Consider the following 23268-nt stretch of genomic DNA (forward strand, 5'->3'; position numbering starts at 1 on the left):
GAGGAAAGTCGGGGCCCGTCCCCAGCCATGGGCACAGGCCCCGCCACCGGCCGGGCACGGGCCCCGCGGTCCTACCCGGCGGCCGTCACCAGCAGGTCCGCCGCCCGCTCCCGCTCCCGCATCCGCCGCAGCGGCCCGTCCACCAGCACGAGGTCCGCGTACGCACCGCGCTGCACCACCTGGCCCGCGTCCAGGACGATCACCTCGTCCACCGCGTCGAGCCCGGCGAGCCGGTGCGTGATGAGCAGCGTCGTACGGCCCTCGGTGGCGGCGAGGAGGTCGTCGGTGAGTGCGTCGGCGGTCGGCAGGTCGAGATGTTCGGCCGGCTCGTCCAGGACGAGGACGGGGAAGTCGGCGAGCAGCGCGCGGGCCAGGGCCATGCGCTGCCGCTGGCCGCCGGAGAGGCGGGCACCGTGCTCGCCGACCAGGGTGTCGAGTCCGTCGGGCAGCGAGTCGGTCCACTCCCGCAGCCGCGCCCGTGCGAGGGCGTGGCGCAGTTCGTCGTCGCTGGCGCCCTTGCGCGCGATGAGCAGGTTCTCGCGCACGGAGCTGTCGAAGAGGTGCGCGTCCTGCGCGCAGAGCCCGACGAGTTCGCGCACGGTGTCGCCGTCCAGCGTGGCCGCGTCCGTGCCGCCCAGGCTGTACGTTCCTTCGCTCGTCCCCAGGAAGCGCAGCAGCACCTGGGCGAGCGTGGTCTTGCCGGAGCCCGAAGGGCCGACCACCGCGATACGCCGTCCGCGCTCCAGCGTCAGACCGACGCCCGCGAGCGCGTCCCGGTCCTGGCCCTCGTACCGGGCGTGCAGCCCCTCCACGCGGAGCGGGAAGGGCGTCTGCGGGGCCTGTGCGGGCACGGCGGGCTCGGGTACGGGTTCAGGGGCGTCGAGGACCTCGTAGACGCGCTCGGCGCTCTTCCTGACCCGCTGGCGGTACTGCACGGCGAGCGGCAGCCCGAGGACCGCCTCGAAGGCGGCGAGCGGGGTCAGCACCACGACGGCGAGCGCGACGCCGCCGAGCCGGCCGTCATGCACGGCCTGTACGCCGACGAGGGCGGCCGCGGCCACGGTGAGACCGGAGGCGAGCGCCCCGAGCCCGTCGCCGAGCGCGGTGGCCGTGGCGGTCCGCGACGCGATGCGGGTCAGCTCGGCATCGGCTTCCTTCGCCTTGGCGGTACGCCGGGTCAACGCGCCCGCGACCGTCAACTCGGCGGTGCCGGTGAGCAGATCGGCCACGCGGGTGGCAAGCACCCCGCGCGCGGGGGCGAGCTTGCGCTCGGCCCGGCGGGCGACGGCTCCGGAGAGCAGCGGTACGCCGACTCCGGCGATGAGCAGGCCCACGGCGAGTACGGCGCCCGCTTCCGGCAGCAGCCAGGCGGTGAAGCCGACGGCTCCGGCGCCCACGACCGCGGCGGCCGACGCGGGCAGGAGCCAGCGCAGCCAGTAGTCCTGCAGGGCGTCCACGTCGGCGACCAGGCGGGAGAGGAGGTCGCCGCGGCGGGTCTTCCCGAGCCCGGCCGGGGCGAGGCGCTCAAGGCGCCGGTAGACGGCCACTCGGGTGTCGGCCAGCATCCGTAGGACGGCGTCGTGCGAGACGAGGCGCTCCGCGTAACGGAAGACGGCGCGGCCCATGCCGAAGGCGCGGGTCGCCGTCACCGCGACCATCAGGTACATCACCGGCGGCTGCTCGGACGCCCGGCTGATCAGCCACCCCGAGGTGGCCATCAGCCCCACGGAACTGCCGATCGCGAGGGCACCGAGGAGCAGGGCGAGCACGAGCTTGCCCTTCCGTGCCTGCGCGGCACCCCGCACCCGGGCCAGCACGTCCCTCCGGGGCCGGGGGCTCTCCCACGCCTCCACCGGGGCGTCCGGCGCCTCCGGGTGACCGAGGGGCGCGTCAGCCGCCACCGCGAGCGGGAGCGCCGCCCCGTTCAGCGCACGCTCCCGGGAGGCGCTGAGCCGTACGACCCGGTCCGCCACCGCCAGCAGCGCCGGCCGGTGCACGACAAGCAGCACGGTCCGCCCCACGGCCAGCCGCCGGACCGCCTCGACGACCCCTGCCTCGGTCTCCCCGTCCAGAGCCGCGGTTGGCTCGTCGAGGAGCACCACGGGCCGGTCGGCCAGGAACGCCCGCGCCAGGGCGAGCCGCTGCCGCTGCCCTGCGGAGAGACCGGCCCCGTCCTCCCCGAGCAGCGTCTCCACGCCACCCGGCAGCACGGAGACGAACTCCCAGGCCCCTGCCGCCTCCAACGCGTCCCGCACGGCGGCGTCGTCCGCGTCCGGCCGCGCCAGGCGTACGTTCTCCGCGATGGACCCGGCGTACAGGTGCGGCCTCTGCGGGACCCAGGCGATCCGCTCGCGCCACCGCTCCGGCGCGACCCCGGCCAGGTCGGCGCCCCCGACGCGCACCCGCCCCTCGGCAGGCTCGACGAACCCGAGGATCACGTCGAGCAGCGTCGACTTGCCCACACCGCTCGGCCCGACCAGCGCCACGGTCTCGCCCTGCTCCACCGCGAACGACACCCCGGAGACCGCGTCCGACGCCCGCCCCGGGTACCGGACCGTCACGCCCTCCACGCTCAACGTCCCCGAAGGCGCCGCCGCCTCCCCGGTGACCCGCACAGGAGCTTCCAGAACCTCGAAGATCTCCTCGGCGGCCGAGAGCCCCTCGGCCGCCGCGTGGTACTGCGCACCGACCTGACGCAGCGGCAGATAGGCCTCGGGCGCCAGGATCAGGATGACCAGACCCACGTACAGATCCATGTCCCCGTGGACGAGCCGCATCCCGATCGTCACCGCGACCAGCGCCACCGACAGCGTCGCGAGGAGTTCGAGCGCGAACGACGACAGGAAGGCGATGCGCAACGTACGCATCGTCGCCTGCCGGTACTCGCCGGTGATCTGCCGGATCGACTCGGCCTGCGCCTTCGCGCGCCCGAACACCTTCAGCGTCGGCAGCCCCGCCACCACGTCCAGGAAGTGCCCCGACAGACGGGAGAGGAGCCGCCACTGACGGTCCATGTGATTCTGGGTCGCCATGCCGATCAGGATCATGAAGATCGGGATCAGCGGCAGCGTCACGACGATGATCGCCGCGGACACCCAGTCCTCGGTGACGATCCGCGCGAGCACCGCCACCGGGACCACCACCGCGAGCCCCAGCTGCGGCAGGTAACGCGAGAAGTAGTCGTCGAGCGCGTCCACGCCCCGCGTGGCCAGCGACACCAGCGAACCCGTCCGCTGGCCGCTCAGCCAGCCGGGACCCAGCTGCCCCGCCCGGTCGAGCAACCGCCCCCGCAGCTCCGACTTCACCGCCGCGCTCGCCCGGTGGGCGGCGAGCTCGGTCAGCCAGGCCACCAGCGCCCGCCCCGCCGCGACGACCACGAGCAGGACGAGCGGCGTCCCCAGGTCACCGAGGGCGAGCCCCTCCTGGAAGGCCCCGACCACGATCTCGGCGATGAGCATCGCCTGAGCGACGACCAGGCCCGCCCCGGCGACGCCGAGGACCACCACCGCGGCCAGGAAGAACCGAGTGGCGCGGGCGTACCGGAGCAGACGCGGGTCGATTGGTTTCACGTGAAACACACCCTCCGAAGAGATCAGCGAGCGGAGAACTCAGTGCACGGCGTCCACGAAGGACTCAGTGCGCGGCATCCGCGGAGCACTCAGTGCGCCGCATCAGCGATGTGCTGCGTCCCGATCCGCTTGCGGAACACCCAGTAGGTCCACGACTGGTAGAGCAGCACGATCGGCGTCGCGATGCCCGCACACCAGGTCATGATCTTCAGGGTGTAGGGACTCGACGAGGCATTGGTGACCGTGAGGTTCCACTCCTCGTTCAGCGACGAGGGCATGACGTTCGGGAAGAGCGTCAGGAAGAGCATCGCGACGGCCGCCGCGATCGTGATGCCCGACAGCGCGAACGACCAGCCCTCGCGCCCCATCTTGATCGCCCCGATGGCACCGACCAGCGCGACCACGGCCACGATCATCGCGACCAGGCTCTTGCCGTCGCCGTTGTCCGCCTGCGTCCAGACCAGGAACCCGAGCGCCAGGGCAGCGGCCACCAGGCCGAGCACGAGCGCCTGCTTCCGCGCCCGCATCCGGATGTCACCCACCGTCTTGAGCGAGGCGAACACCGCGCCGTGGAAGGTGAACAGCGTCAGCGTGACCAGGCCGCCCAGGATCGAGTACGGGTTCAGCAGGTCCCAGAAGTTGCCCACGTACTCCTTGTGGGCGTCGATCTTCACGCCCCGCGTGATGTTGGCGAAGGCCACGCCCCACATCACCGCCGGGATGAGCGAGGTCCAGAAGATGGCCTGCTCCCAGTTGCGCTGCCACTTCTCCTCGGGCCGCTTGGCCCGGTACTCGAAGGCCACACCCCGCACGATCAGGCAGAGCAGGATGATCAGGAGCGGCAGATAGAAGCCGGAGAAGAGCGTCGCGTACCACTCGGGGAAGGCGGCGAAGGTCGCGCCGCCCGCCGTGAGCAGCCACACCTCGTTACCGTCCCAGACGGGGCCGATGGTGTTGATGAGCACCCGCTTCTCGGTCCGGTCACGGGCGAGCAGCTTGGTGAGGATGCCGATCCCGAAGTCGAAGCCCTCCAGGAAGAAGTAGCCGATCCACAAGACTGCGATCAGCACGAACCAGACGTCGTGAAGTTCCATGTCGATCAACTCCCTCAGTACGAGAAGGCCATGGGCCGGTCGGCGTCGGCATCGTCATCGGAACCCGAGCCCGAGCCCGAGCCGGGACCGCCGATCTTGGTGGGCGGGTTGAGATCGGCCTCGGTGAGCTCGGGCGGCCCCTGCTTGATGTACTTGAGCAGCAGCTTCACCTCGATCACGGCGAGGATCGCGTAGATCGCGGTGAACACGACCAGCGAGGTGATGACTTCGCCCTGCGAAACCCCCGGTGAGACCGCGTCCCTGGTCTTCAGGACGCCGTAGACCACCCAGGGCTGTCGCCCGGTCTCGGTGAAGATCCAGCCCCAGGCGGTGCCGATGAGGGGGAAGATCAGCGTCCACTGGGAGAGCACCCACCACCACTTGCCGAGCTTCGGTGCCAGCTCCTTGTTCTTGGTGAGCATCAGCTTCGGCACGTCGTCCGCGCCCGTGCGGTGCTCCGGGGCCAGCCAGAACTTCTTGCGCGTGAGCCAGAGGCCTGCGGTGCACAGGGCCATCGAGACCCCGCCGAAGCCGATCATCCAGCGGTAGGACCAGTAGGCGGTGGGGATGTTGGGCCGGTAGTCGCCGGGCCCGAACTTCTCCTGCGCCTCCTTGTTGAGGTCGTTGATGCCGGGGATCTCGGCGCTGAAGTTGTTCTTGGCGAGGAAGGACAGTATTCCGGGGATCTCGATGGCCACGTCGTTGTGCCCCTTGGACACATCGCCGTACGCGAAGAGCGAGAACGGCGCCGGCTTCTCCGACTCCCACAGCGCCTCGGCGGCCGACATCTTCATCGGCTGCTGCTCGTACATGACCTTGCCGAGGGTGTCGGCGCTGACCACGGTGAGCAGGGTGCCGACGAACGCGGTGACCAGGCCGAGCCGCATCGACATCCGCATGGTGCGGATGTGCTGCTTCTTGCGCAGGTGGAAGATCGCGATGCCGGTCATGAAGGCACCGCCGACCAGGACAGCCGCGGAGATGACGTGGGCGAAGTTGACCAGCGTCGTCTCCTGGAACAGCACCTTCGAGAAGTCGGTGAGCTCCGCGCGCTTGGTGCCGTCCCGCTCCACGATCTTGTAGCCGACCGGGTGCTGCATGAAGGCGTTGGCCGCGATGATGAAGTACGCCGACGCGATGGTGCCTGCGGAGACGATCCAGATCGTGGCGCAGTGCAGCTTCTTCGGGAGCTTGTCCCAGCCGAAGATCCACAGGCCGATGAAGGTCGACTCGAAGAAGAAGGCGATGAGCGCCTCGAAGGCGAGCGGCGCCCCGAAGATGTCACCGACGAAGCGCGAGTAGTCGGACCAGTTCATGCCGAACTGGAACTCCTGGACGATGCCGGTGACGACACCCATCGCGATGTTGATCAGGAACAGCTTTCCCCAGAACTTGGTCGCCCTGAGGTAGTGCTCCTTGCCTGTGCGCACCCACGCCGTCTCCAGGATCGCCGTAAGGGCGGCCAGGGAGATCGTCAGCGGGACGAACAGGAAGTGGTAGACGGTGGTGATGCCGAACTGCCATCGCGCCAAAGTCTCGGGCGCCAGAGCCAGATCCACGTCGACTTCTCCTTACGGCCGTGATCACATCGGCAGTTTGCCCCTTTAATCCCACTTACCTTGGGACCAACCAGGACACGCTTGTGAACGCGTTCACATTCACAAGCATTATGTCGTACTGGCTGTCGGCACGTGGAGGGGGGGTCCCCCTCATCTGGGGAACGCGAGAGGCCGCACCCCGGGAAACGCGAGAAGGCCCCGGGGGGCAGCACCCCGGGGCCTTCTGGTCCTTCTTCGGCCTTCCTCTTCCGCAGCGGCCGAAGGCTAGAGCTCCTTGCGGAACGCCTCCGCCGCCTGCAGGAAGATGTCGTTGGCCTCGGTCTCGCCGATCGTGGCCCGCATCCCCTCGCCCGCGAACGGCCGTACGACCACGCCGGCCTTCTCGCAGGCCGCCGCGAAGTCGCTCGTACGCTCCCCGAGCCGCAGCCACACGAAGTTCGCCTGCGTCTCGGGCACCGTCCAGCCCTGCCCGCGCAGCGCCTCGACCACCCGCGTGCGCTCGGCGACCAGGGACCCGACGCGGCCCATCAGTTCGTCCTCGGCCCGCAGCGAGGCCACCGCGGCGTCCTGCGCGAGCTGGCTCACGCCGAACGGCACCGCCGTCTTGCGCAGCGCGGCCGCTACCGGCTCATGGGCGATCGCGAAGCCGACGCGCAGGCCCGCGAGGCCGTACGCCTTGGAGAACGTACGCAGCACGGCGACATTCGGCCGGTCACGGTAGATCTCGACGCCGTCCGGCACCTCGGGGTCACGGATGAACTCGCGGTAGGCCTCGTCGAGCACCACCAGGACATCGCTCGGCACCCGGTCGAGGAACCGTTCGAGCTCGGCCCTGCGCACCACGGTGCCGGTCGGGTTGTTCGGGTTGCAGACGAAGATCAGCCGCGTCCGGTCGGTGATGGCGTCGGCCATCGCGTCCAGGTCGTGGACATCCCCCGGCGTCAGCGGCACCTTCACCGACGTGGCCCCGCTCACCTGCGTGATGATCGGGTACGCCTCGAAGGACCGCCAGGCGTAGATGACCTCGTCCCCCGGGCCCGACGTGGCCTGGATCAGCTGCTGCGCGACGCCGACGGAACCGGTGCCGGTCGCCACGTGCGACACCGGCACCCCGAAGCGGTCGGCGAGCTCGTTCATCAGGCCCGTGCACGCCATGTCGGGGTAGCGGTTGAACACACCAGCGGCGGCGAGCGCGCTCTCCATGACGCCCGGCAGAGGCGGGTAGGGGTTCTCGTTCGAGGACAGCTTGTAGGCCACCGGGCCATCGGCCGCGGCAGGCTTCCCCGGCTTGTAGGTGGGGATACCCTCCAGCTCTGCACGCAGCCTCGGGCTCTTCTCGCTCACCGCAGTCCTCCTCTGAACACCTGAACGGCCTGACTTCAATACTCCTCACCTTATGAGGATTCAGCGCTGCTGCGAATGGGTCAGGGGGATCCGCTCCGCCAGGCGCACAACGAGGGGGGAGCGCTCCCCCTCATGGCGCGCGCCGGTGGCTCACTCCGTGGCGCGCATCACCCGTGAAGGTGAGTTGAGACCTCTTCGAAACATCGCTCATTCGGCAGGCCTGTGCGCGGCGACAAGGGACCGTCCACCCTGAAACCCGGCAACTCCCTTATAATCCAAGGTAGTTGACCCGCCTCGACCATGCAGAAACGTGCCTGTCAACAAGTGAATATGCGTCCGCACTACCCACCCTCATGAGCCCTACTATCGGCTCGCCATGACAGCAGCAGGGAACCATCAGGTGAGCCGAGCGGAGACCGCCCGCCGGGGCAACCGGCAGAGCCGAGCGGGCATCAGAGACGTCGCCGCCGCCGCCGGTGTCTCCATCACGACTGTCTCCGACGCTCTTAACGGCAAGGGGCGGCTTCCGGACGCCACCCGTCGCCATGTCCGCGAGGTCGCCGAACGGCTGGGCTATCGCCCCTCCGCGGCGGCCCGAACCCTCCGTACCGGCAAGTCGGGCCTCATCGGCCTGACCGTGACGACATACGGGGATGAACCTTTCACCTTCACCGAATTCGCGTACTTCGCGGAAATGGCCAGAGCCGCCACCTCCGCCGCGCTGGCCCGCGGCTACGCCCTCGTCATCCTGCCCGCCACCTCCCGGCGCAGCCCGGTCGACGTGTGGTCGAACGTCGCGCTCGACGGCACCGTCGTCGTCGATCCGTCCGACCACGATCCCGTCGTCAGCGAACTCGTGCGCCAGGGCCTACCCGTAGTGTCCGACGGCCGTCCTGCCGGGTCACTCCCGGTCACCGCCTGGGTCGACAATGACCACGAAGCGGCGGTCCTTGAGATCCTCGACCACCTCGCGGCGGCCGGAGCCCGCCGGATCGGGCTGCTCACCGGGACCACCACGGACACGTACACCCATCTGTCCACCACCGCCTATCTGCGCTGGTGCGAGCGCGTCGGGCAGGATCCGGTCTACGAGTCCTACCCGGCTCACGACCCCTGCGCGGGCGCCGTCGCGGCCGACCGGCTGCTCGCCCGGCCCGACCGCCCCGACGCCGTCTACGGCCTCTTCGACCCGAACGGCACCGATCTCCTCGCGGCCGCCCGCCGGTACGGCCTGCGCGTCCCGGACGACCTGCTGCTCGTGTGCTGCAGCGAGTCCACGGTCTACGCCACGACCGAACCGCCCATCACCACGCTCTCGCTCAAACCCCGGCGCATCGGCACGGCCGTGGTCCAACTCCTCATCGACGCCATCGAAGGCCTGGATTCGGGCCGGCCCGTCGAGCAGGTGATACCGACGGAGCTGATCGTGCGCACCTCGTCCGAGCGGCGTCCCCCGCGTACGACGGTCAGCCCACCCCGCTCACCCGGACCCGGTTGAGCGGGCCGCCCGGCGGGGAGAACCCCCGTCAGCCGGTCGTCAACCGGCCGACAACCGACCGACAACCGGCCGACAACCGGCACTGCCTGGCACGTCCCGGTCGTGGCCTGGGGGGAAACCCCTACCCAATTCGGGAGAAAACCTCGGTGAACTGGGGTTCAGCACTGATTCACCACCCCTGGTGCACCACACAGCGCGAGCCGCATTCCTATGATGGGCGGACGACACCGCGGGCCGCTGCGACCAGGCAGTCCGATCTCGGTGCAGATGCGGCGCAATGGTGGTGGAGGGGTCGATGACTCAGGGGGCCGGTCAGGGACCCGATGTGCGGACGGCGACGTTGCGCGACTTCCGCGTTCCGGCGTACGTCCATGAGACCGGTCCGGTCCAGGGGGACCCGGCGGGCGTGGCGGTTCCGGGCGCTCCGGGGGTGATCCCCGGAGCGCCGGACGCGGACGACGGCTACACCCCCACTCAGCGCGACCTCCCCGTCATCAATCGCGGGGACACCGTGCGAGTGGAGGTGCAGGTCATGCCCGAGCCTCCGCAGGCGCCGGCGACCGACGAACACGGCCCGCTGTACGTGGTGGGCGATGTGCACGGCTATCTGGACGAGCTGCTCGCGGCGCTCCAGGAGCAGGGCCTCATCGACGCCGAGGGCGACTGGTCCGCGGGCAACGCGCGCCTGTGGTTCCTCGGCGACTTCACCGACCGCGGCCCGGACGGCATCGGCGTCATCGACCTCGTGATGCGTCTGTCCGCGCAGGCCGCGGCCGCCGGTGGCTACTGCAAGGCGCTGATGGGCAACCACGAACTGCTCCTGCTTGGCGCGAAGCGGTTCGGCGACACCCCGGTCAACTCGGGCGCGGGCACGGCCACCTTCCAGGCCGCCTGGCTCCTGAACGGCGGTCAGAAGACCGACATGGAGCGCCTGGAGGACCACCATCTGCAGTGGATGGCCCGCCTCGACGCGATCGAGGCGGAGGACGGGCATCTCCTGATGCACTCCGACACCACCGCCTATCTGGATTACGGCGACTCGATCGAGGCCGTGAACGACACGGTCCGTGAGACCCTCACGCGCAACGACGCCGACGAATGCTGGGACCTCTTCCGGAAGTTCACCAAGCGCTTCGCCTTCCGCGACGAGTCCGGCCCCTCCGCCGTACGCGAACTCCTCGACATGTACGGCGGCCACCGCATCGTGCATGGCCACAGCCCCATCCCGTATCTGCTCGGCGATGTCGGCTCCGAGGATGACTCGGACGGCGGCGGCCCCGTCATCGAGGGACCCCACATCTACGCAGGCGGCCTGGCCATCGCCATGGACGGCGGCGTGACCATGGCCGGAAAACTGCTGGTCTGCCAACTTCCCCTGGATAACTGAACGTTCGCCGGGCAGGCGCACCACTACAGGATCACGCTGGCCAGGGGGCCTATTTCTGGAAACCCCCTGTCACCGCGTGCCTTCACGGCTCTACCATCGGCTTATCCGTAGCAGGCTCCCCTCCGTTTCTGCCCGACGGCTCGCACCCATGCGAGCCCCAAGCCCTACGGAGCATCGGGGGATGCACATGAACAGCGCTCCACACCTGCTCAATGAGGACCGCCCCGAATATGAGCGGATCCTCGATGAGGCGCTGCGTACGGCACCGAATCGTCCTGATCTCGCCGCAGTGGGCGAGCGGCTCAATCCCGAGCAGCTGCGCACCATGGCCCTGAACGCCACTGCGTTGATCACTGCCGCCGCCACGACCGAGTACACGCACTATGTGAAGGTCCGCGAGGAACTGCGCGAAAGCGGATCTGCCGCACCATCGATCCGGGAGCGGAGCCCCGAGGGTCCGGCGGAAGCCGGCTCCGGGGGCCTCGGTCTCGCCACCACGATGGGGGAGGTCACCGCCCAGGGTTCAGGGGCGGGAGCCGTCGCCGTCGTGGCGGTGCTCGCACCGGTTCTCGCCGGGGCGGCCGCCGCGATCTTTCTGCTCGTCGGCTACATCCTGAAGATGCTCAACCCCGAGCCCGCCTTCGCGGAAACCCTGCTCACCGCGGGGTGGCTGTTCGGCGCGCTCACCGCAGGGGGCATCCTGATCGCCGCGATCGGCCTGCTCCTGACCGCCCTGCGCAACGGCGCCACGTCGCTCCAGGCCGGTCCGTACGGAGAACGGAACGAGGAGGTGGTTCGCGCCAGGGAAGCCTGGGGCGAGGCACTCATGGAGCGCGGCGTCCTGCCGTTCCTGCGGGAGGCGCTCGCGGATCCCGGGACGGCGCACGCGGCGCGCACTCCGGCGACGGACCCGACCAGCCGCATGCCTCAACTCGGCTACAACAGGCCGGGGTTCAGCAGCCCGGACGGCGGCCCGGCGGCGGGACCGCGACCGAGCTTTTCCAGCCCGGACTTCAGCAGCCCGGACTTCGGAGGTCCAGACCACAAGCCGGAGTAGCACGCGACGCTGCTTCGGGCGGGCATGACACACCCGCCCGAAGCGCGGCGCGGACCATCGCTGAGCCGTTTCGGTCGGCGCGGCCGGTTCGGTCGGCTCAGTCGGCGATGGGGAGGTACACGCGGTTTCCTGCTGCCGCGAACTCCTTGGACTTCTGCTCCATGCCCGCCTCGATCTCGTCCTTCGAGCCACCGTGCTCACGCCGGATGTCGTGCGAGATCTTCATGCTGGGCAACTTCAGCCTGGAACCGGCACATTCTCGATGGGCGCCAACCCTGAGCAGCGTCGGGCCGTCTCAAAGATTGGGCCACGCAGAATCGCCTACGGCGCAGGAGTTGTCACCTTGATGGAATCCACCTGCAGCTCCGGAGCGGTCGTCTCACCGCCGATCTGATTCTCGTACTCGATGGATCCGCTTACTTCGGCCTTCGCCGTGAAGCTGTCATCCGTCACGATCTTCGCGAACGCTTTTGCGTCCCCGGTCAGAACGGTGTTGGTCGGGTACTCGTAAGCGTCGGTGTGCCGAACTCCGTCGACGTCCGCGCGGAGAGCCTCGGTGCCAGTTGCTGCGTCGGACTGTGTGACCACTCCGTATACGACGTAGCGCTCGCCGGCGTGCGCGTCAGGGTCCTTGGCTATCAGAGCCCATTCCCGTGCGGTCAGCTCGTCGTAAGAGGTCGTCGGCGCCGGTCGTGGGGCCTGAGCCGACACGGTCGGGACGGCAAGAGCAGTGCCAAATGCGACCAGCAACACCCCGAGGAGTGTCAATATCCCCGCGGTGATCACTCGGTACTTCATCGGATCTCCTGGGAGTTGTCTCCCCCTTAGATGGTAGATCCAGATCCACGCGGCCGTCGCCTTCGCTCTAGTTGCCCATCCGCACGTCGAACTGGCACTCCCATCTGCCGCAAAGTCCGTCCGGTGATGCTTTGCCCAGTCATCCTTGGCAGGCGCCCAGAGGCATCACACCCCTCGGCTCGTCCGAGGCCGGCCAAGCAGGATTGCTCAGCACTTTGGGCAGGTCCCTGAAGGAAAGGCTGCAGAGCAGGGGCTTTTGCACTGAGCCAGGCATACGCTGGGTGAAGAGAGTGCGATCGCTAGACGTACTGAGGACGGGCAACCCGTCTCCGTGGGATTGAGCCGCTGATGTCTCCCCAGAAGAAGATCACACCCGGCACCGACGAGGGCTGATCGACTGGGGGCCCACATGGAACAGCTTCAAGCAGTGCAGCAAGTAGACCGCTACGTGCACGAGAGGCGCTCGACGGACCAGATATTCGTCGGTTGGGGCATCTACTTCTTTCTCCTGTCGTGGGTGACGCTAGGCGTCTACGGAGTTGTGCTGTTCTATCGCCGACTCAACCGTGCTGACCTCTTCAGAGGTCGCCGTGTGCACTACTACAACGCGGTCATCGATGCCTCAAAGCAGTACGCCGAGGAGCATGGCCAGTACGATGCCAGTCACGATGAGCTGGACGACCTGCAGCGCTTTGTGAAGGGCCGTTTCGAGGATGAGCACAAACCAATCAAGGCTGGACTGTCGGTCTTCCTGTCCTTCATCACGCTAGGGATCTACGGATGCATCGCGGTCTATCGGTTGATGCGCTTCTGGTGGCAGATCCAGCTCACTGAACAGGACTTCGACGACAAGCTCAGTGTCGCCTGGACCAAGCTCGGGATTGTCCGGTATCCGCTGACCTTCGAGCCCGTCCAAACGCTGAACCGCAGCTTCGGGATGCACTTCCTTCTCTCGTTCGTCACGCTCGGGATCTACGGCATCGTGTGGGACTACCGACTTCACACCGACCCGGAGAAGCTCTACCCCGAGGTGCACTCCACCGAGGACGCCGTCCTTAACGCTCTGCGGGTCGCCGATCCGGTCCTCCCTCACTAGCCATCCGCTCTGGTTCGCCGTACGGGGAAGCGCCGCTCCAGAAGCCGAAGTTTCCTGGAGCGGCGCTTAACCGCGCGTCAGTCCGCCAGCGGCAGGTAGACCCGATTCCCGCTCGCGGCGAACTCCTTCGACTTCTGGAGCATCCCCGCCGCGACCTCCTCAGCCGTCGCGTCCGCAGCCGCAGTACCGCCGAACTGCTCTGTGATGCTGTGGCTAATCTTCATGCTGCAGAACTTCGGACCGCACATCGAGCAGAAATGCGCCGTCTTCGCGGGCTCCGCGGGCAGCGTCTCGTCGTGGAACTCCCGCGCCGTGACCGGGTCGAGGGCCAGGTTGAACTGGTCCTCCCAGCGGAACTCGAAGCGTGCGTCCGAGAGCGCGTCGTCCCAGTCCTGCGCGCCCGGGTGCCCCTTGGCGAGGTCCGCCGCGTGGGCCGCGATCTTGTACGTGATGACGCCGGTCTTCACGTCGTCGCGGTTGGGCAGGCCGAGGTGCTCCTTGGGCGTGACGTAGCAGAGCATCGCCGTGCCCCACCAGCCGATCATCGCGGCGCCGATGCCGGAGGTGATGTGGTCGTACGCGGGCGCGATGTCCGTGGTCAGCGGGCCGAGCGTGTAGAACGGCGCCTCCTCGCAGATCTCCTGCTGAAGGTCGATGTTCTCCTTGATCTTGTGCATCGGGACGTGGCCCGGGCCCTCGATCATGGTCTGTACGTGATGACGCTTGGCGATCGTGTTGAGTTCCCCGAGCGTGCGCAGCTCGGCGAACTGCGCCTCGTCGTTGGCGTCCGCGATCGACCCGGGGCGCAGACCGTCGCCGAGCGAGTACGTCACGTCGTACGCCGCGAGAATCTCGCAGAGCTCCTCGAAGTTCTCGTAGAGGAAGCTCTCCTTGTGGTGCGCGAGGCACCAGGCCGCCATGATCGAACCGCCGCGCGAGACGATGCCGGTCTTGCGGTTGGCGGTCAGCGGGACGTACGGAAGGCGCACGCCCGCGTGCACCGTCATGTAGTCCACGCCCTGTTCGGCCTGCTCGATGACCGTGTCCTTGTAGATCTCCCAGGTCAGCGCCTCGGCCTGGCCGTCGACCTTCTCCAGGGCCTGGTAGAGCGGCACGGTGCCGATGGGCACGGGGGAGTTGCGCAGGACCCACTCGCGGGTCGTGTGGATGTTGCGCCCGGTGGACAGGTCCATGACCGTGTCGGCGCCCCACTTGGTCGCCCAGGTCATCTTGTCCACCTCCTCCTCGATGGAGGAGGTGACCGCGGAGTTGCCGATGTTGGCGTTGACCTTCACCAGGAACTTCTTGCCGATGATCATCGGCTCGATCTCCGGGTGATTGACGTTGGCGGGGATCACCGCGCGGCCCGCGGCGACCTCCGCGCGCACGACCTCGGGGTCGAGGTTCTCGCGGATCCCGATGAACTCCATCTCGGGCGTGATCTCGCCACGGCGGGCGTACGCGAGCTGCGTCACCGCCTGGCCGCCGCGGCCCCGGCGGGGCTGGCGCGGGCGGCCGGGGAAGACCGCGTCGAGGTTCTTCAGGCCACCGCGCGGCGAGGTGTGCTTGATGCCGTCGTCCTCGGGACGGGGCGGGCGGCCCACGTACTCCTCGGTGTCGCCGCGGGCGATGATCCAGTTCTCGCGCAGGGGCGCGAGGCCCCTGCGGACGTCGGTGTCGATGGACTCGTCGGTGTACGGCCCCGAAGTGTCGTACAAGGTCACGGCCTTGCCGTTGGTGAGGTGCACCTGTCGGACCGGCACCCGCAGGTCGGGGCGTGAACCCTCGACATACGCCTTGTGCCAGCCGATGGACTTCCCGGCCTCGGCCGCGACGGTGTGCTCGGCGTTTCCTACGTTCTCGCCGTTCTCGCCGTTCTCGTCGCTGCTGGAGGCAGGCGTGCGTGCGTCCGCTGTGGTCATGAGACCTACTCCCTACGCCGGCATTACCCGGTAACAGGTTCGGCGGTCGACGCAGCGGATTCCGTACGGTTCATACCGTTTCGTACGGAGGTCAGCGCCCTCTCAGCCCGGTGCTCCGAGCTCCCGCGTTTGCAAAGGTGCCTCCACGCTAGCGTCCCGTCGGGCGCGCTGAACAGAGGGCCCCCTCCGTTCTTGCGATGATCGGGCAGTGACCACCACACAGCCGCCGTCCCAGCCGCCCGCCCCGAACGTGCCGCACGACTCGCACGGGCACTCCCACAGCCATGGCCCGGCCGCCCCCGTCTCCAAGCATCTGCGCAAGGTCATCGCCGCCGTGCTGATTCCTTTCGCCGCGGCGGTGGTCGTGGGGCTCGCGGTGTTCTGGCCAGGGGGCGCACCGTCCCACGAACGCACCGGAGTCGGCTTCGACCGGCAGACCCAGTCAGCCACGGTGGCGAAGCTGAAAGAGCTCCCCTGCAGTGAGGTGAACGCCTCCCAGACTCCGCCCAACGGCGACACCTCCACCGCCGAGGAGCAGTCCGCGCAGTCCCGCGCGAAGGGCGTCTGCAAGAAGGCGACGATCGAGGTGACCAGCGGAAAGGACAAGGGCCGCACGTTCACCGAGATCGTCCAGCCGGACTCACCGCGGCAGTTGCGCCAGGGCCAGGAGGTGGTGGTCGCCTACGAGCCCACGGCCCCCGAGGCGTTGCAGTACTCGGTCACCGACGTGAACCGGAAGCTCCCCATGGCGCTGCTCGCCGGGATCTTCGCACTCGCCGTGGTCGTGGTGGGACGAATGCGCGGCGTCATGGCCCTGGTGGCGCTGGCGTTGAGCTTCCTGGTCCTGACGTTCTTCATCCTGCCCGCGATCCTGCAGGGCTCGAACCCGCTGGTCGTGGCGGTGATCGGGGCCAGCGCCATCATGCTGATCGCGCTCTATCTGTGCCATGGCCTCACGGCGCGTACCTCGGTCGCGGTCCTCGGCACGCTGATCTCCCTGCTCCTCATCGGCCTCCTCGGCTCGCTCTTCATCGGCTGGGCCTCGCTGACGGGCAACACGGACGACAACACCGGCCTGATCCACGGCCTGTATCCGTCCATCGACATGAGCGGTCTGCTGCTCGCCGGCGTCATCATCGGCTCGCTCGGCGTACTCGACGACGTGACGGTGACGCAGACGTCCGCGGTCTGGGAACTGCACCAGGCCAACCCCACGATGGGCTGGCGCGGTCTGTACGGCGCCGCCATCCGCATCGGCCGCGACCACATCGCCTCGGTCGTCAACACCCTGGTCCTGGCCTACGCGGGTGCCGCGCTGCCCCTGCTGCTGCTCTTCTCGATCGCCCAGAGCAGCGTGGGCACGGTGGCCAACAGCGAGCTGGTGGCCGAGGAGATCGTGCGCACCCTGGTCGGCTCGATCGGCCTGGTCGCCTCCGTACCGGTGACGACCGCGCTCGCGGCCCTGGTGGTCTCGGCCGACCGCTCGACTCCCACGGGCCACACGGGAAGCGCGGCCCGCCCGGGAGGCGCGAGCCACCCGGGAGGCGCGAGCAACGCTGGAGGCGCGGCCCACCCCGGAGGCGGTGCCACTCCCGCCGCCCCCGCCACCCCCGTCCTGCCCGCACCCAAGCAGAGCCGCGGCGGAAAAGGCCGACGCCGCAAGGCCTGAGGCTCGCGCGGCCCGGCGCCGCAAGGCTTACGCGGCCGATGCCACGAAATGCACCAATCTGCCGTACGGCTGCGCCCCTTGGTTCGCGGAGTCAGCCCGCGCTCTGCTCCTCGGCGAGGATCCGGTCCAGCGCTTCGTCCAGGTGCGTCTCGAAGTCGGCGAGCGCCCGCTCCTGCCCCAGCGGAACCAGCTTGTCCGTACGGTCCAAGAAGGCGAGGAGCGGTGGGATCCCCGCCCGGAACAGCGCCTGATCCGCACCGACCTGAAGCCGGATCAGTACATCGTCGAGCAGCTCGGGATCGGTGGGGGCGATGTGCACATCCCCGTCACCGCACGCCCCGCCCACCCCGTCGACCAGCAGCTCCCGCCCGAAGGCCCAGGTCACGGGTGCGTCTCCGGGGAGATGGAAGGTCAGCCGGACGGCGTAGGGATCGCCGGTCTCATAACGCAGCTCCACCGGGATGCGAAACGACAGCTCCTCGGAAACGAGGAAGCTCATCATGACCTCTGCCTGGACCGACTCGCGCATCGTCCGCCTACCCCGTCGCTAAAGCTCGACTGGCCAGGAACCAACTCCCTGACACTCATGGCATCTTGCTTAACGTACACATCAGATCACAAGGAGTGAGTTTTCAGATGCTGATAGAGAAGGCAAGTGTCCCCAGTAGCCTTCCGATCTCATTCTGCAAGCGTTCAGCCGCAGGGAGTAGCCGGTCCGCCTGATAGGACGGAACGGAAATTGCCATGGTGGCCGCGGTGTTACCCGCAGTGATCGGAATCGCGGCGCAGACCGTTCCCAGCGCGTACTCCTGCCGCTCCACCACGGGCTTCATCCGGCCCATAGCGTCCAGGCGCCGGATGAAACTCCGGTGGTCACGGACCGAGTACCGGGTGATCGACTGCACCGGATAGCGGGAGAGGTGGTCCTGCCGCTGTTCGTCGTCGAGTTGAGCGAGCAGACATTGCCCGATCGCATGGGCGTGTCCGGTCTCGCGGAAGTCGGCCCATTCCTCCACCGCCGGGTTCCCGGGTGTGTCCGCGACGGCCACGACCTCGATCTCGCCCTCCCGGTAGACGGCGAAGTACACCGGTACGCCGATGGCGTCCCGCCAGTGCTCAAGAGCCTCACCGATCATGCCGCGACGATTCTGCTGCGCCCCGCTCGCACTCAGCCTCTCGGCCGCCTCCCCGAGCACGAACACGCCCTTCTCCCGGCGCAGATAGCCCTCGTGCGTCAGCGTGCGCAGCAGGTGATACGCCGTGGGGAGTGCGAGCCCGGCCTCCCGGGCCAGCTGTTTGGCGGGCGCCCCCTCCTGATGCGCTGAAGCGGCCTCCAGCAGGTGCATCGCCCGCTGCACCGAGCCAATGAGAGTCGGCGCGGCCGCAGTTGAGGCCGTGACGGTCGGCGATGCCTCGAACGGGGGGTCGTTGGAGGAGATGTCGGCGGGTGTGGCGTCAACCGTGGCCAAGGGTCACTCCCGAAACGCGTGGGGGTTCCGCCCGTGCCCGGGGATACACGGGTGGGAGCGCAGTGCGCCCACGCGCGGGGCTCACCCCGCGCCGGTTTTCGGACTCTAACCGTTGGCCGCCGACCTAAGGCGCCGCACCAGGAAACTTCCCCCGCCCGAGCGAACTGTTGCCAGAAGTCACCAATCGCTGCGGGAAGAGGTCGAGCCGGATATGAACTTCCGTACGACGTAGATGAGTCCACCCACCAAGGCGACGAAAATCAGTGCCTTGAACAACAGACCGACCACGAATCCCACGACGCTCGCTATCAAACCGCCGAAGACGACCAGCGCGATGACAGGCACCGCGATCCACTTCACCCACCACGGCAATCCCGAGAAGATCTCCTGCGCTGCCATCGTCCTTACCTCTCTCCGCATCCGTCCTGCTTCTTGCATTCGATGCTAGGCGGGCGGAGGACCCGACGGGGGCCTCGCATCCCTTGTCCTCCCCTGATCCGCCCCCTAGGGAACCCCGAGGTCGCAGCCCTGAGAAGTCAGCCCTGCGGCGTAGAGGATCAGCCCTCCGGCGGGGAGAAGACGACGAGCACCCGCAGGTCCTCGCTGATGTGGTGGAACTTGTGGGCCACCCCGGCGGGCACGTACACCACGCTGCCGCGCGCGACTTGGGTGGTCTCCATGCCGACCGTGATCGACGCCCGTCCGCTGACGATCATGTACACCTCGTCCTGCTGGTGAGGCTGCTGGGGATCGGACTCCCCGGCGTCGAGCGCGTACAGCCCGACCGACATGTTCCGCTCGCGCAGAAACTGCAGGTACGCACCGTCGTTCGCGGCGCGCTCCGTCTCCAGTTCATCCAGCCGGAATGCCTTCATCGTCCTCGTACGCCCCTTGCCCCAGCCAGCGAACCGACCGCTCTGGCCGTCCGTCTGCAACGATCAGACACATGAAGAATTTCGTAGTCAAGACGATCGCCAACGCGGCGGCCCTGGCCGTCGCCGTGTGGCTCCTCGACAAGATCACGCTCACCGGCGACAGCACGGGCAAGAAGACGCTCACGCTGATCGTCGTCGCACTGCTCTTCGGCCTGGTGAACTTCCTGGTCAAGCCGGTCGTGAAGGTGCTCACCTTCCCCCTGTTCATCCTGACGCTCGGCCTGATCACGCTCGTGGTCAACGCCCTGATGCTGCTGCTCACGTCGTGGCTGGCCGACAAGTTCGACGTGAGTTTCCACGTCGAGGGATTCTGGACCGCCGTCCTGGGCGGCCTGATCATCTCGATCGTGTCCTGGGCGATGAACGTCGTCCTGCCCGACGACAAGGACTGAGTCCACCCCATGCCCTTCTCCGTGTGCTTCGTGTGTACCGGCAACATCTGCCGGTCCCCCATGGCCGCCGCCGTCTTCCGTGCCCGGGTGGACGAGGCCGGACTCGGCGGCCTCGTCCAGGTGGACAGTGCGGGCACCGACGGCTGGCACGAGGGGGACGGCGCCGATCCGCGCGCCGTCTCCGTCCTGACGGCGGCCGGCTACGAGAGCGATCACGTGGCGCGCCGTTTCCAGGTCTCCTGGTTCCCCCGGATCGACCTGGTGATCGCCCTGGACTCCGGCCATCACCGAGCCCTGCGCCGCCTCGCGCCCACGCCGGCCGACGCGGACAAGGTGCGGCTGCTGCGCTCGTACGATCCCGTGGCGGCCGGCCTCGGCGACCTGGACGTCCCCGACCCGTACTACGGGGACGACGACGGGTTCGACGCGTGCCTGAGAATGGTGGAGGCGGCGAGCGAAGGTCTGCTCGACGCCGTACGCGAAGCAAGGGAAGGGCGGGCGGCATGACGGACTCCGCAGCGATATCCGCAGGTACCGGCGAGGGAACGGCCGCAGGCACAGGCGTGGGAACACGCGCCGCGATGGGCGACGGCACGAGAGCGGTGCGGGCCGGCCTCCCCGAGCCGGTGAAGCACGAGCCGACCCTCCCGGGGCCGGTGTTCGCCGCGCACTTCCACCTGCCGGGTGATCCCACCGGGCCGTACACCTACGGCCGGGACGACAACCCGACCTGGACGCTGCTCGAACAGGCCATCGGCGAGCTCGAGGCACCGGGCGACGGCAGTGACGGAGCCGCCGGCACGGACGTCGAGACCCTGGTCTTCGCCTCCGGGATGGCCGCCATCTCGGCCGTGCTCTTCTCCCAGCTGCGCGCCGGTGATGTAGTCGTCCTGCCGGACGACGGCTATCAGGTGCTGCCTCTCGTCAAAGAGCAGCTCACGGCGTACGGCATCGAGGTGCGCACCGCCCCGACCGGCGGCGACGCCCAGCTCGACGTCCTGGACGGCGCCAAGCTGCTGTGGATCGAGACGCCGTCGAACCCGGGTCTCGACGTGTGCGACGTACGGCGCCTCGCCGACGCGGCACACGCGCGTGGAGCCCTCGTGGCGGTCGACAACACCCTGGCCACGCCGCTCGGTCAGCGTCCCCTGGACCTCGGCGCGGACTTCTCCGTGGCCAGCGGCACCAAGATGCTCACCGGCCACGGCGACATCCTCCTTGGGTACGTCGCCTGCCGCGACGCGGAGCTGACCGCTTCAGTGCGGCGCTGGCGCAAGATCGTCGGGGCCATCCCGGGGCCGATGGAGGCCTGGCTGGCGCATCGCTCGCTCGCCACGCTCCAGCTGCGCGCCGAGCGCCAGAACGCCAACGCCCTTGCCCTGGCCGAGGCGCTGCGCGCCCGCGGTGAGGTGACGGGGCTCCGCTACCCGGGGCTGCCCGACGACCCCTCGTACAAGATCGCTTCGCGGCAGATGCGGCGCTTCGGGTGCGTGGTCTCCTTCACGTTGCCCTCACGCGCCCGTGCCGATCGTTTCCTCGACGCACTGCGTCTGGTCGACGACGCGACGAGCTTCGGCGGCGTGCGTTCCACCGCGGAGCGGCGTGGCCGCTGGGGAGGGGACGCCGTCGCGGAGGGCTTCATCCGCCTCTCCGCCGGGTCCGAGGACCCTGATGACCTGGTCGGGGACGTGCTGCGCGCGCTGGACGAGTCGGCGGGCTGACGGCCCCGACTGCGTGCGGGCCCCTCGCGGCTACTGCTGGAGCACGCAGAACTAGTACTGGAGTACGCACAACGAACGGCCCGAGCCTCCCCCCTCGTGGCTCGGACCGTTCCGGTTCCGCGCGCGAAGAACCGCGCGAACCAGGCTAGTTGACTCTGTGTCAGTGTCCAATCACAGTAGCGGCAGACACCTATCGACATATTTATAGTTGGGCGCGGTCCGAGGGCCGAGAGGGGAGGGCGTCGCCGTGGATCTGGCCTTGTTGCGCACGTTCGTGACCGTGCACCGGGCCGGTTCCTTCACGCGCGCGGCTGCCCTGCTCGGCCTGTCCCAGCCGGCCGTCACCTCGCAGATACGCACCCTTGAGCAGCAGCTCGGCCGCCCTCTGTTCCTGCGCCAGGCGCGCGGCGTCACGCCCACGACCATCGGGGACGAGCTCGCCCACAAGGCCGCGCCGCATCTCGACGCCCTGGTGGAGATCGCCGAGACAGGCCTCGAAGAAGACTCCTCGGTCCGCACCCTCCACCTCGCGGGGCCCCCGGAGTTCACCGCGGCCCGCGCGTTACCCGCCCTCACTTCGCTGACCGGGCAGGACGGACAGGGCTACGCACTGCGTACCTCGTTCGGCAACGCGGAGGAAGTCATCGAGGGGCTCTCGGCCGGGCATCACGACCTGGCCATCACCACCGCCAGACCGCGCGGCTCACTGCTCACCGCGACGCCGCTGTGCGACGAGGAGCACGTCCTGGTCGCGGGACCGCACTGGGCGGCGCGCATCGGACCCGGCACGGTGCGCCGCAAGGGCGCTTCGGCGCTGGAGAACCTGCCCGTGGTGGAGGTGCACGAGTCGCTGCCGCTGGTCGCCCGCTACTGGTCCGCCGTCTTCGACACCCGTCCGGCCGCATCGGGCGCCGTCATCGTGCCGGACCTACGGGCGGTGCTCTCCTGTGTCGCCAGCGGGGCGGGTCTTGCCGTGCTGCCGCGCTATCTCTGTGCGCCCGCCTTGAAGAGTGGCGAGGTCGTGGCCCTGCTTGACCCGGCGGTGCCGCCCCTGCGCACGTATTTCCTGGTCGTACGCACCGGCACGCTCGCCATGACGCACATCGCGCGGGCGCACGAGTGGCTGCTGCGCGCTGCCGTCGACTGGACTTGAGGAGGACTCCGGCTGGTTCACGATGTTTCACGTGGAACAGTCCGGGCCACATTCCTCCCATGACCGTCCGACCCGTGGTCAAGCGCACCGCACGCGCCGTCCTGCTCGATGGCGACGACCTGATCCTGATCAAGCGGACCAAACCCGGCGTCGATCCCTACTGGCTCACCCCCGGTGGCGGCGTGGAGCCGGAGGACGCGACCGTCGTCGACGCGCTCCATCGTGAGGTTCACGAGGAGCTCGGCGCCAAGATCTCCGACGTGGTGCCCTGCTTCGTGGACACCGTCGAGCACATCGGCGAGGACGGTGGCGCGACCGGCGTCAAGGTCCAGCACTTCTTCGTCTGCCGCCTGGAGTCCATGGACGTCTCGCTGCGGCACGGCCCGGAGATCGAGGAGCCGTGCGGCGAGTACGAGATCGTCCATGTGCCCTTCACCCGGGTCGGTATCGCCTCGGTCCACCTCGTACCGCTGTCGCTGCGGCACTACCTGGACGGCAACATCGAGGGCGTACGAGCGATGCACGCCCCTGACCTGGGCTGATTCTGCCCAGCTGGCTGCACATCACTGACCAGGGGACCTGACCATGGGACCTGATCGGGGCTG

21 protein-coding genes and 1 riboswitch are annotated in these 23268 nt (G+C 68.6%); of the genes, 10 read left to right on the forward strand and 11 right to left on the reverse strand.

Translation table 11 applies throughout. The features are described 5' to 3' along the window. Nucleotides 1-71 precede the first annotated feature (71 nt). The 4 genes from cydD to hisC all read right to left on the reverse strand — a co-directional run bounded on the left by cydD (nt 72) and on the right by hisC (nt 7566). Nucleotides 72-3569: a thiol reductant ABC exporter subunit CydD gene (gene cydD / locus AB0E78_RS06050; protein ID WP_361828856.1), complete on the reverse strand. Its 3498-nt coding sequence runs from the start codon at nt 3567-3569 to the stop codon at nt 72-74. A gap of 89 nt (nt 3570-3658) precedes the next feature. Next, nucleotides 3659-4663, reverse strand: coding sequence for a cytochrome d ubiquinol oxidase subunit II (gene cydB, locus AB0E78_RS06055; protein ID WP_361828858.1), 1005 nt, complete (start codon nt 4661-4663; stop codon nt 3659-3661). 14 nt (nt 4664-4677) lie between these two features. Next, a complete protein-coding gene (locus AB0E78_RS06060) occupies nt 4678-6222 on the reverse strand; it encodes a cytochrome ubiquinol oxidase subunit I (RefSeq protein ID WP_361828860.1) in 1545 nt (514 codons plus the stop codon). 264 nt (nt 6223-6486) lie between these two features. After that, the gene (gene hisC / locus AB0E78_RS06065) at nt 6487-7566 is read right to left on the reverse strand and encodes a histidinol-phosphate transaminase (RefSeq protein ID WP_361828862.1); all 1080 of its coding nucleotides are present in this window, start codon (nt 7564-7566) and stop codon (nt 6487-6489) included. Nucleotides 7567-7942: 376 nt separating this feature from the next. On the opposite strand from hisC, the gene AB0E78_RS06070 reads away from it, so the two are divergent. The 3 genes from AB0E78_RS06070 (at nt 7943) to AB0E78_RS06080 (ending at nt 11508) form a co-directional block, all read left to right on the forward strand. Further along, nucleotides 7943-9064 (forward strand): LacI family DNA-binding transcriptional regulator, encoded by a 1122-nt coding sequence (locus AB0E78_RS06070; protein WP_190082941.1) that lies wholly within the window; start codon nt 7943-7945, stop codon nt 9062-9064. Between the two features lie 295 nt (nt 9065-9359). Further along, nucleotides 9360-10451: a metallophosphoesterase gene (locus tag AB0E78_RS06075; RefSeq protein WP_361828864.1), complete on the forward strand. Its 1092-nt coding sequence runs from the start codon at nt 9360-9362 to the stop codon at nt 10449-10451. Nucleotides 10452-10632: 181 nt separating this feature from the next. Next, the gene (locus AB0E78_RS06080) at nt 10633-11508 is read left to right on the forward strand and encodes a hypothetical protein (protein ID WP_361828866.1); all 876 of its coding nucleotides are present in this window, start codon (nt 10633-10635) and stop codon (nt 11506-11508) included. Nucleotides 11509-11605: 97 nt separating this feature from the next. On the opposite strand, the gene AB0E78_RS06085 is transcribed toward AB0E78_RS06080, so the two are convergent. Next, nucleotides 11606-11734, reverse strand: a complete 129-nt coding sequence (locus tag AB0E78_RS06085) for a hypothetical protein (protein ID WP_361829557.1) — start codon at nt 11732-11734, stop codon at nt 11606-11608. Between the two features lie 95 nt (nt 11735-11829). Next, nucleotides 11830-12306, reverse strand: a complete 477-nt coding sequence (locus tag AB0E78_RS06090) for a hypothetical protein (RefSeq protein ID WP_361828867.1) — start codon at nt 12304-12306, stop codon at nt 11830-11832. Between the two features lie 409 nt (nt 12307-12715). Here AB0E78_RS06090 and AB0E78_RS06095 point away from each other — a divergent pair, with 409 nt between their 5' ends. Then, entirely contained in the window at nt 12716-13402 is a 687-nt protein-coding gene (locus AB0E78_RS06095) for a DUF4234 domain-containing protein (protein ID WP_361828869.1), read from the forward strand. Between the two features lie 77 nt (nt 13403-13479). On the opposite strand, the gene thiC is transcribed toward AB0E78_RS06095, so the two are convergent. Beyond that, a complete protein-coding gene (thiC, locus tag AB0E78_RS06100; RefSeq protein WP_361828870.1) occupies nt 13480-15324 on the reverse strand; it encodes a phosphomethylpyrimidine synthase ThiC in 1845 nt (614 codons plus the stop codon). After that, nucleotides 15317-15461, reverse strand: a riboswitch (TPP riboswitch). It overlaps the preceding gene by 8 nt. A gap of 71 nt (nt 15462-15532) precedes the next feature. Between thiC and AB0E78_RS06105 the strand changes: the two genes are divergently transcribed. After that, complete coding sequence (locus AB0E78_RS06105; RefSeq protein WP_361828871.1) at nt 15533-16993, forward strand: YibE/F family protein; 1461 nt, start codon at nt 15533-15535, stop codon at nt 16991-16993. Between the two features lie 91 nt (nt 16994-17084). On the opposite strand, the gene AB0E78_RS06110 is transcribed toward AB0E78_RS06105, so the two are convergent. From AB0E78_RS06110 to AB0E78_RS06125, 4 genes are all read right to left on the reverse strand, one after another. Beyond that, nucleotides 17085-17522, reverse strand: a complete 438-nt coding sequence (locus AB0E78_RS06110; protein ID WP_361828873.1) for an SsgA family sporulation/cell division regulator — start codon at nt 17520-17522, stop codon at nt 17085-17087. 103 nt (nt 17523-17625) lie between these two features. Next, nucleotides 17626-18351: an IclR family transcriptional regulator C-terminal domain-containing protein gene (locus AB0E78_RS06115; RefSeq protein ID WP_361829528.1), complete on the reverse strand. Its 726-nt coding sequence runs from the start codon at nt 18349-18351 to the stop codon at nt 17626-17628. 288 nt (nt 18352-18639) lie between these two features. Continuing rightward, on the reverse strand, nt 18640-18861 hold the full coding sequence (locus tag AB0E78_RS06120) for a DUF5326 family protein (protein WP_249588932.1): 222 nt from the start codon (nt 18859-18861) through the stop codon (nt 18640-18642). Between the two features lie 158 nt (nt 18862-19019). Further along, complete coding sequence (locus AB0E78_RS06125) at nt 19020-19337, reverse strand: cupin domain-containing protein (protein ID WP_160506069.1); 318 nt, start codon at nt 19335-19337, stop codon at nt 19020-19022. 71 nt (nt 19338-19408) lie between these two features. Between AB0E78_RS06125 and AB0E78_RS06130 the strand changes: the two genes are divergently transcribed. The 5 genes from AB0E78_RS06130 to AB0E78_RS06150 all read left to right on the forward strand — a co-directional run bounded on the left by AB0E78_RS06130 (nt 19409) and on the right by AB0E78_RS06150 (nt 23205). Continuing rightward, the gene (locus AB0E78_RS06130) at nt 19409-19789 is read left to right on the forward strand and encodes a phage holin family protein (protein ID WP_361828875.1); all 381 of its coding nucleotides are present in this window, start codon (nt 19409-19411) and stop codon (nt 19787-19789) included. A 9-nt stretch (nt 19790-19798) separates the two neighbouring features. Then, nucleotides 19799-20296, forward strand: coding sequence for a low molecular weight protein-tyrosine-phosphatase (locus AB0E78_RS06135; RefSeq protein WP_361828876.1), 498 nt, complete (start codon nt 19799-19801; stop codon nt 20294-20296). After that, on the forward strand, nt 20293-21510 hold the full coding sequence (locus AB0E78_RS06140; protein WP_361828877.1) for a cystathionine gamma-lyase: 1218 nt from the start codon (nt 20293-20295) through the stop codon (nt 21508-21510). The genes AB0E78_RS06135 and AB0E78_RS06140 overlap by 4 nt, the downstream gene beginning before the upstream one ends. A gap of 247 nt (nt 21511-21757) precedes the next feature. Next, nucleotides 21758-22663, forward strand: a complete 906-nt coding sequence (locus tag AB0E78_RS06145; protein ID WP_361828879.1) for a LysR family transcriptional regulator — start codon at nt 21758-21760, stop codon at nt 22661-22663. A 59-nt stretch (nt 22664-22722) separates the two neighbouring features. Next, nucleotides 22723-23205 carry an NUDIX hydrolase gene (locus AB0E78_RS06150; RefSeq protein ID WP_361828880.1) on the forward strand — a complete coding sequence of 161 codons (483 nt, stop codon included), beginning with the start codon at nt 22723-22725 and terminating at the stop codon, nt 23203-23205. Nucleotides 23206-23268 lie beyond the last annotated feature (63 nt).

Source organism: Streptomyces sp. NPDC032198 (assembly GCF_040636975.1).
Classification (GTDB): Bacteria; Actinomycetota; Actinomycetes; order Streptomycetales; family Streptomycetaceae; genus Streptomyces.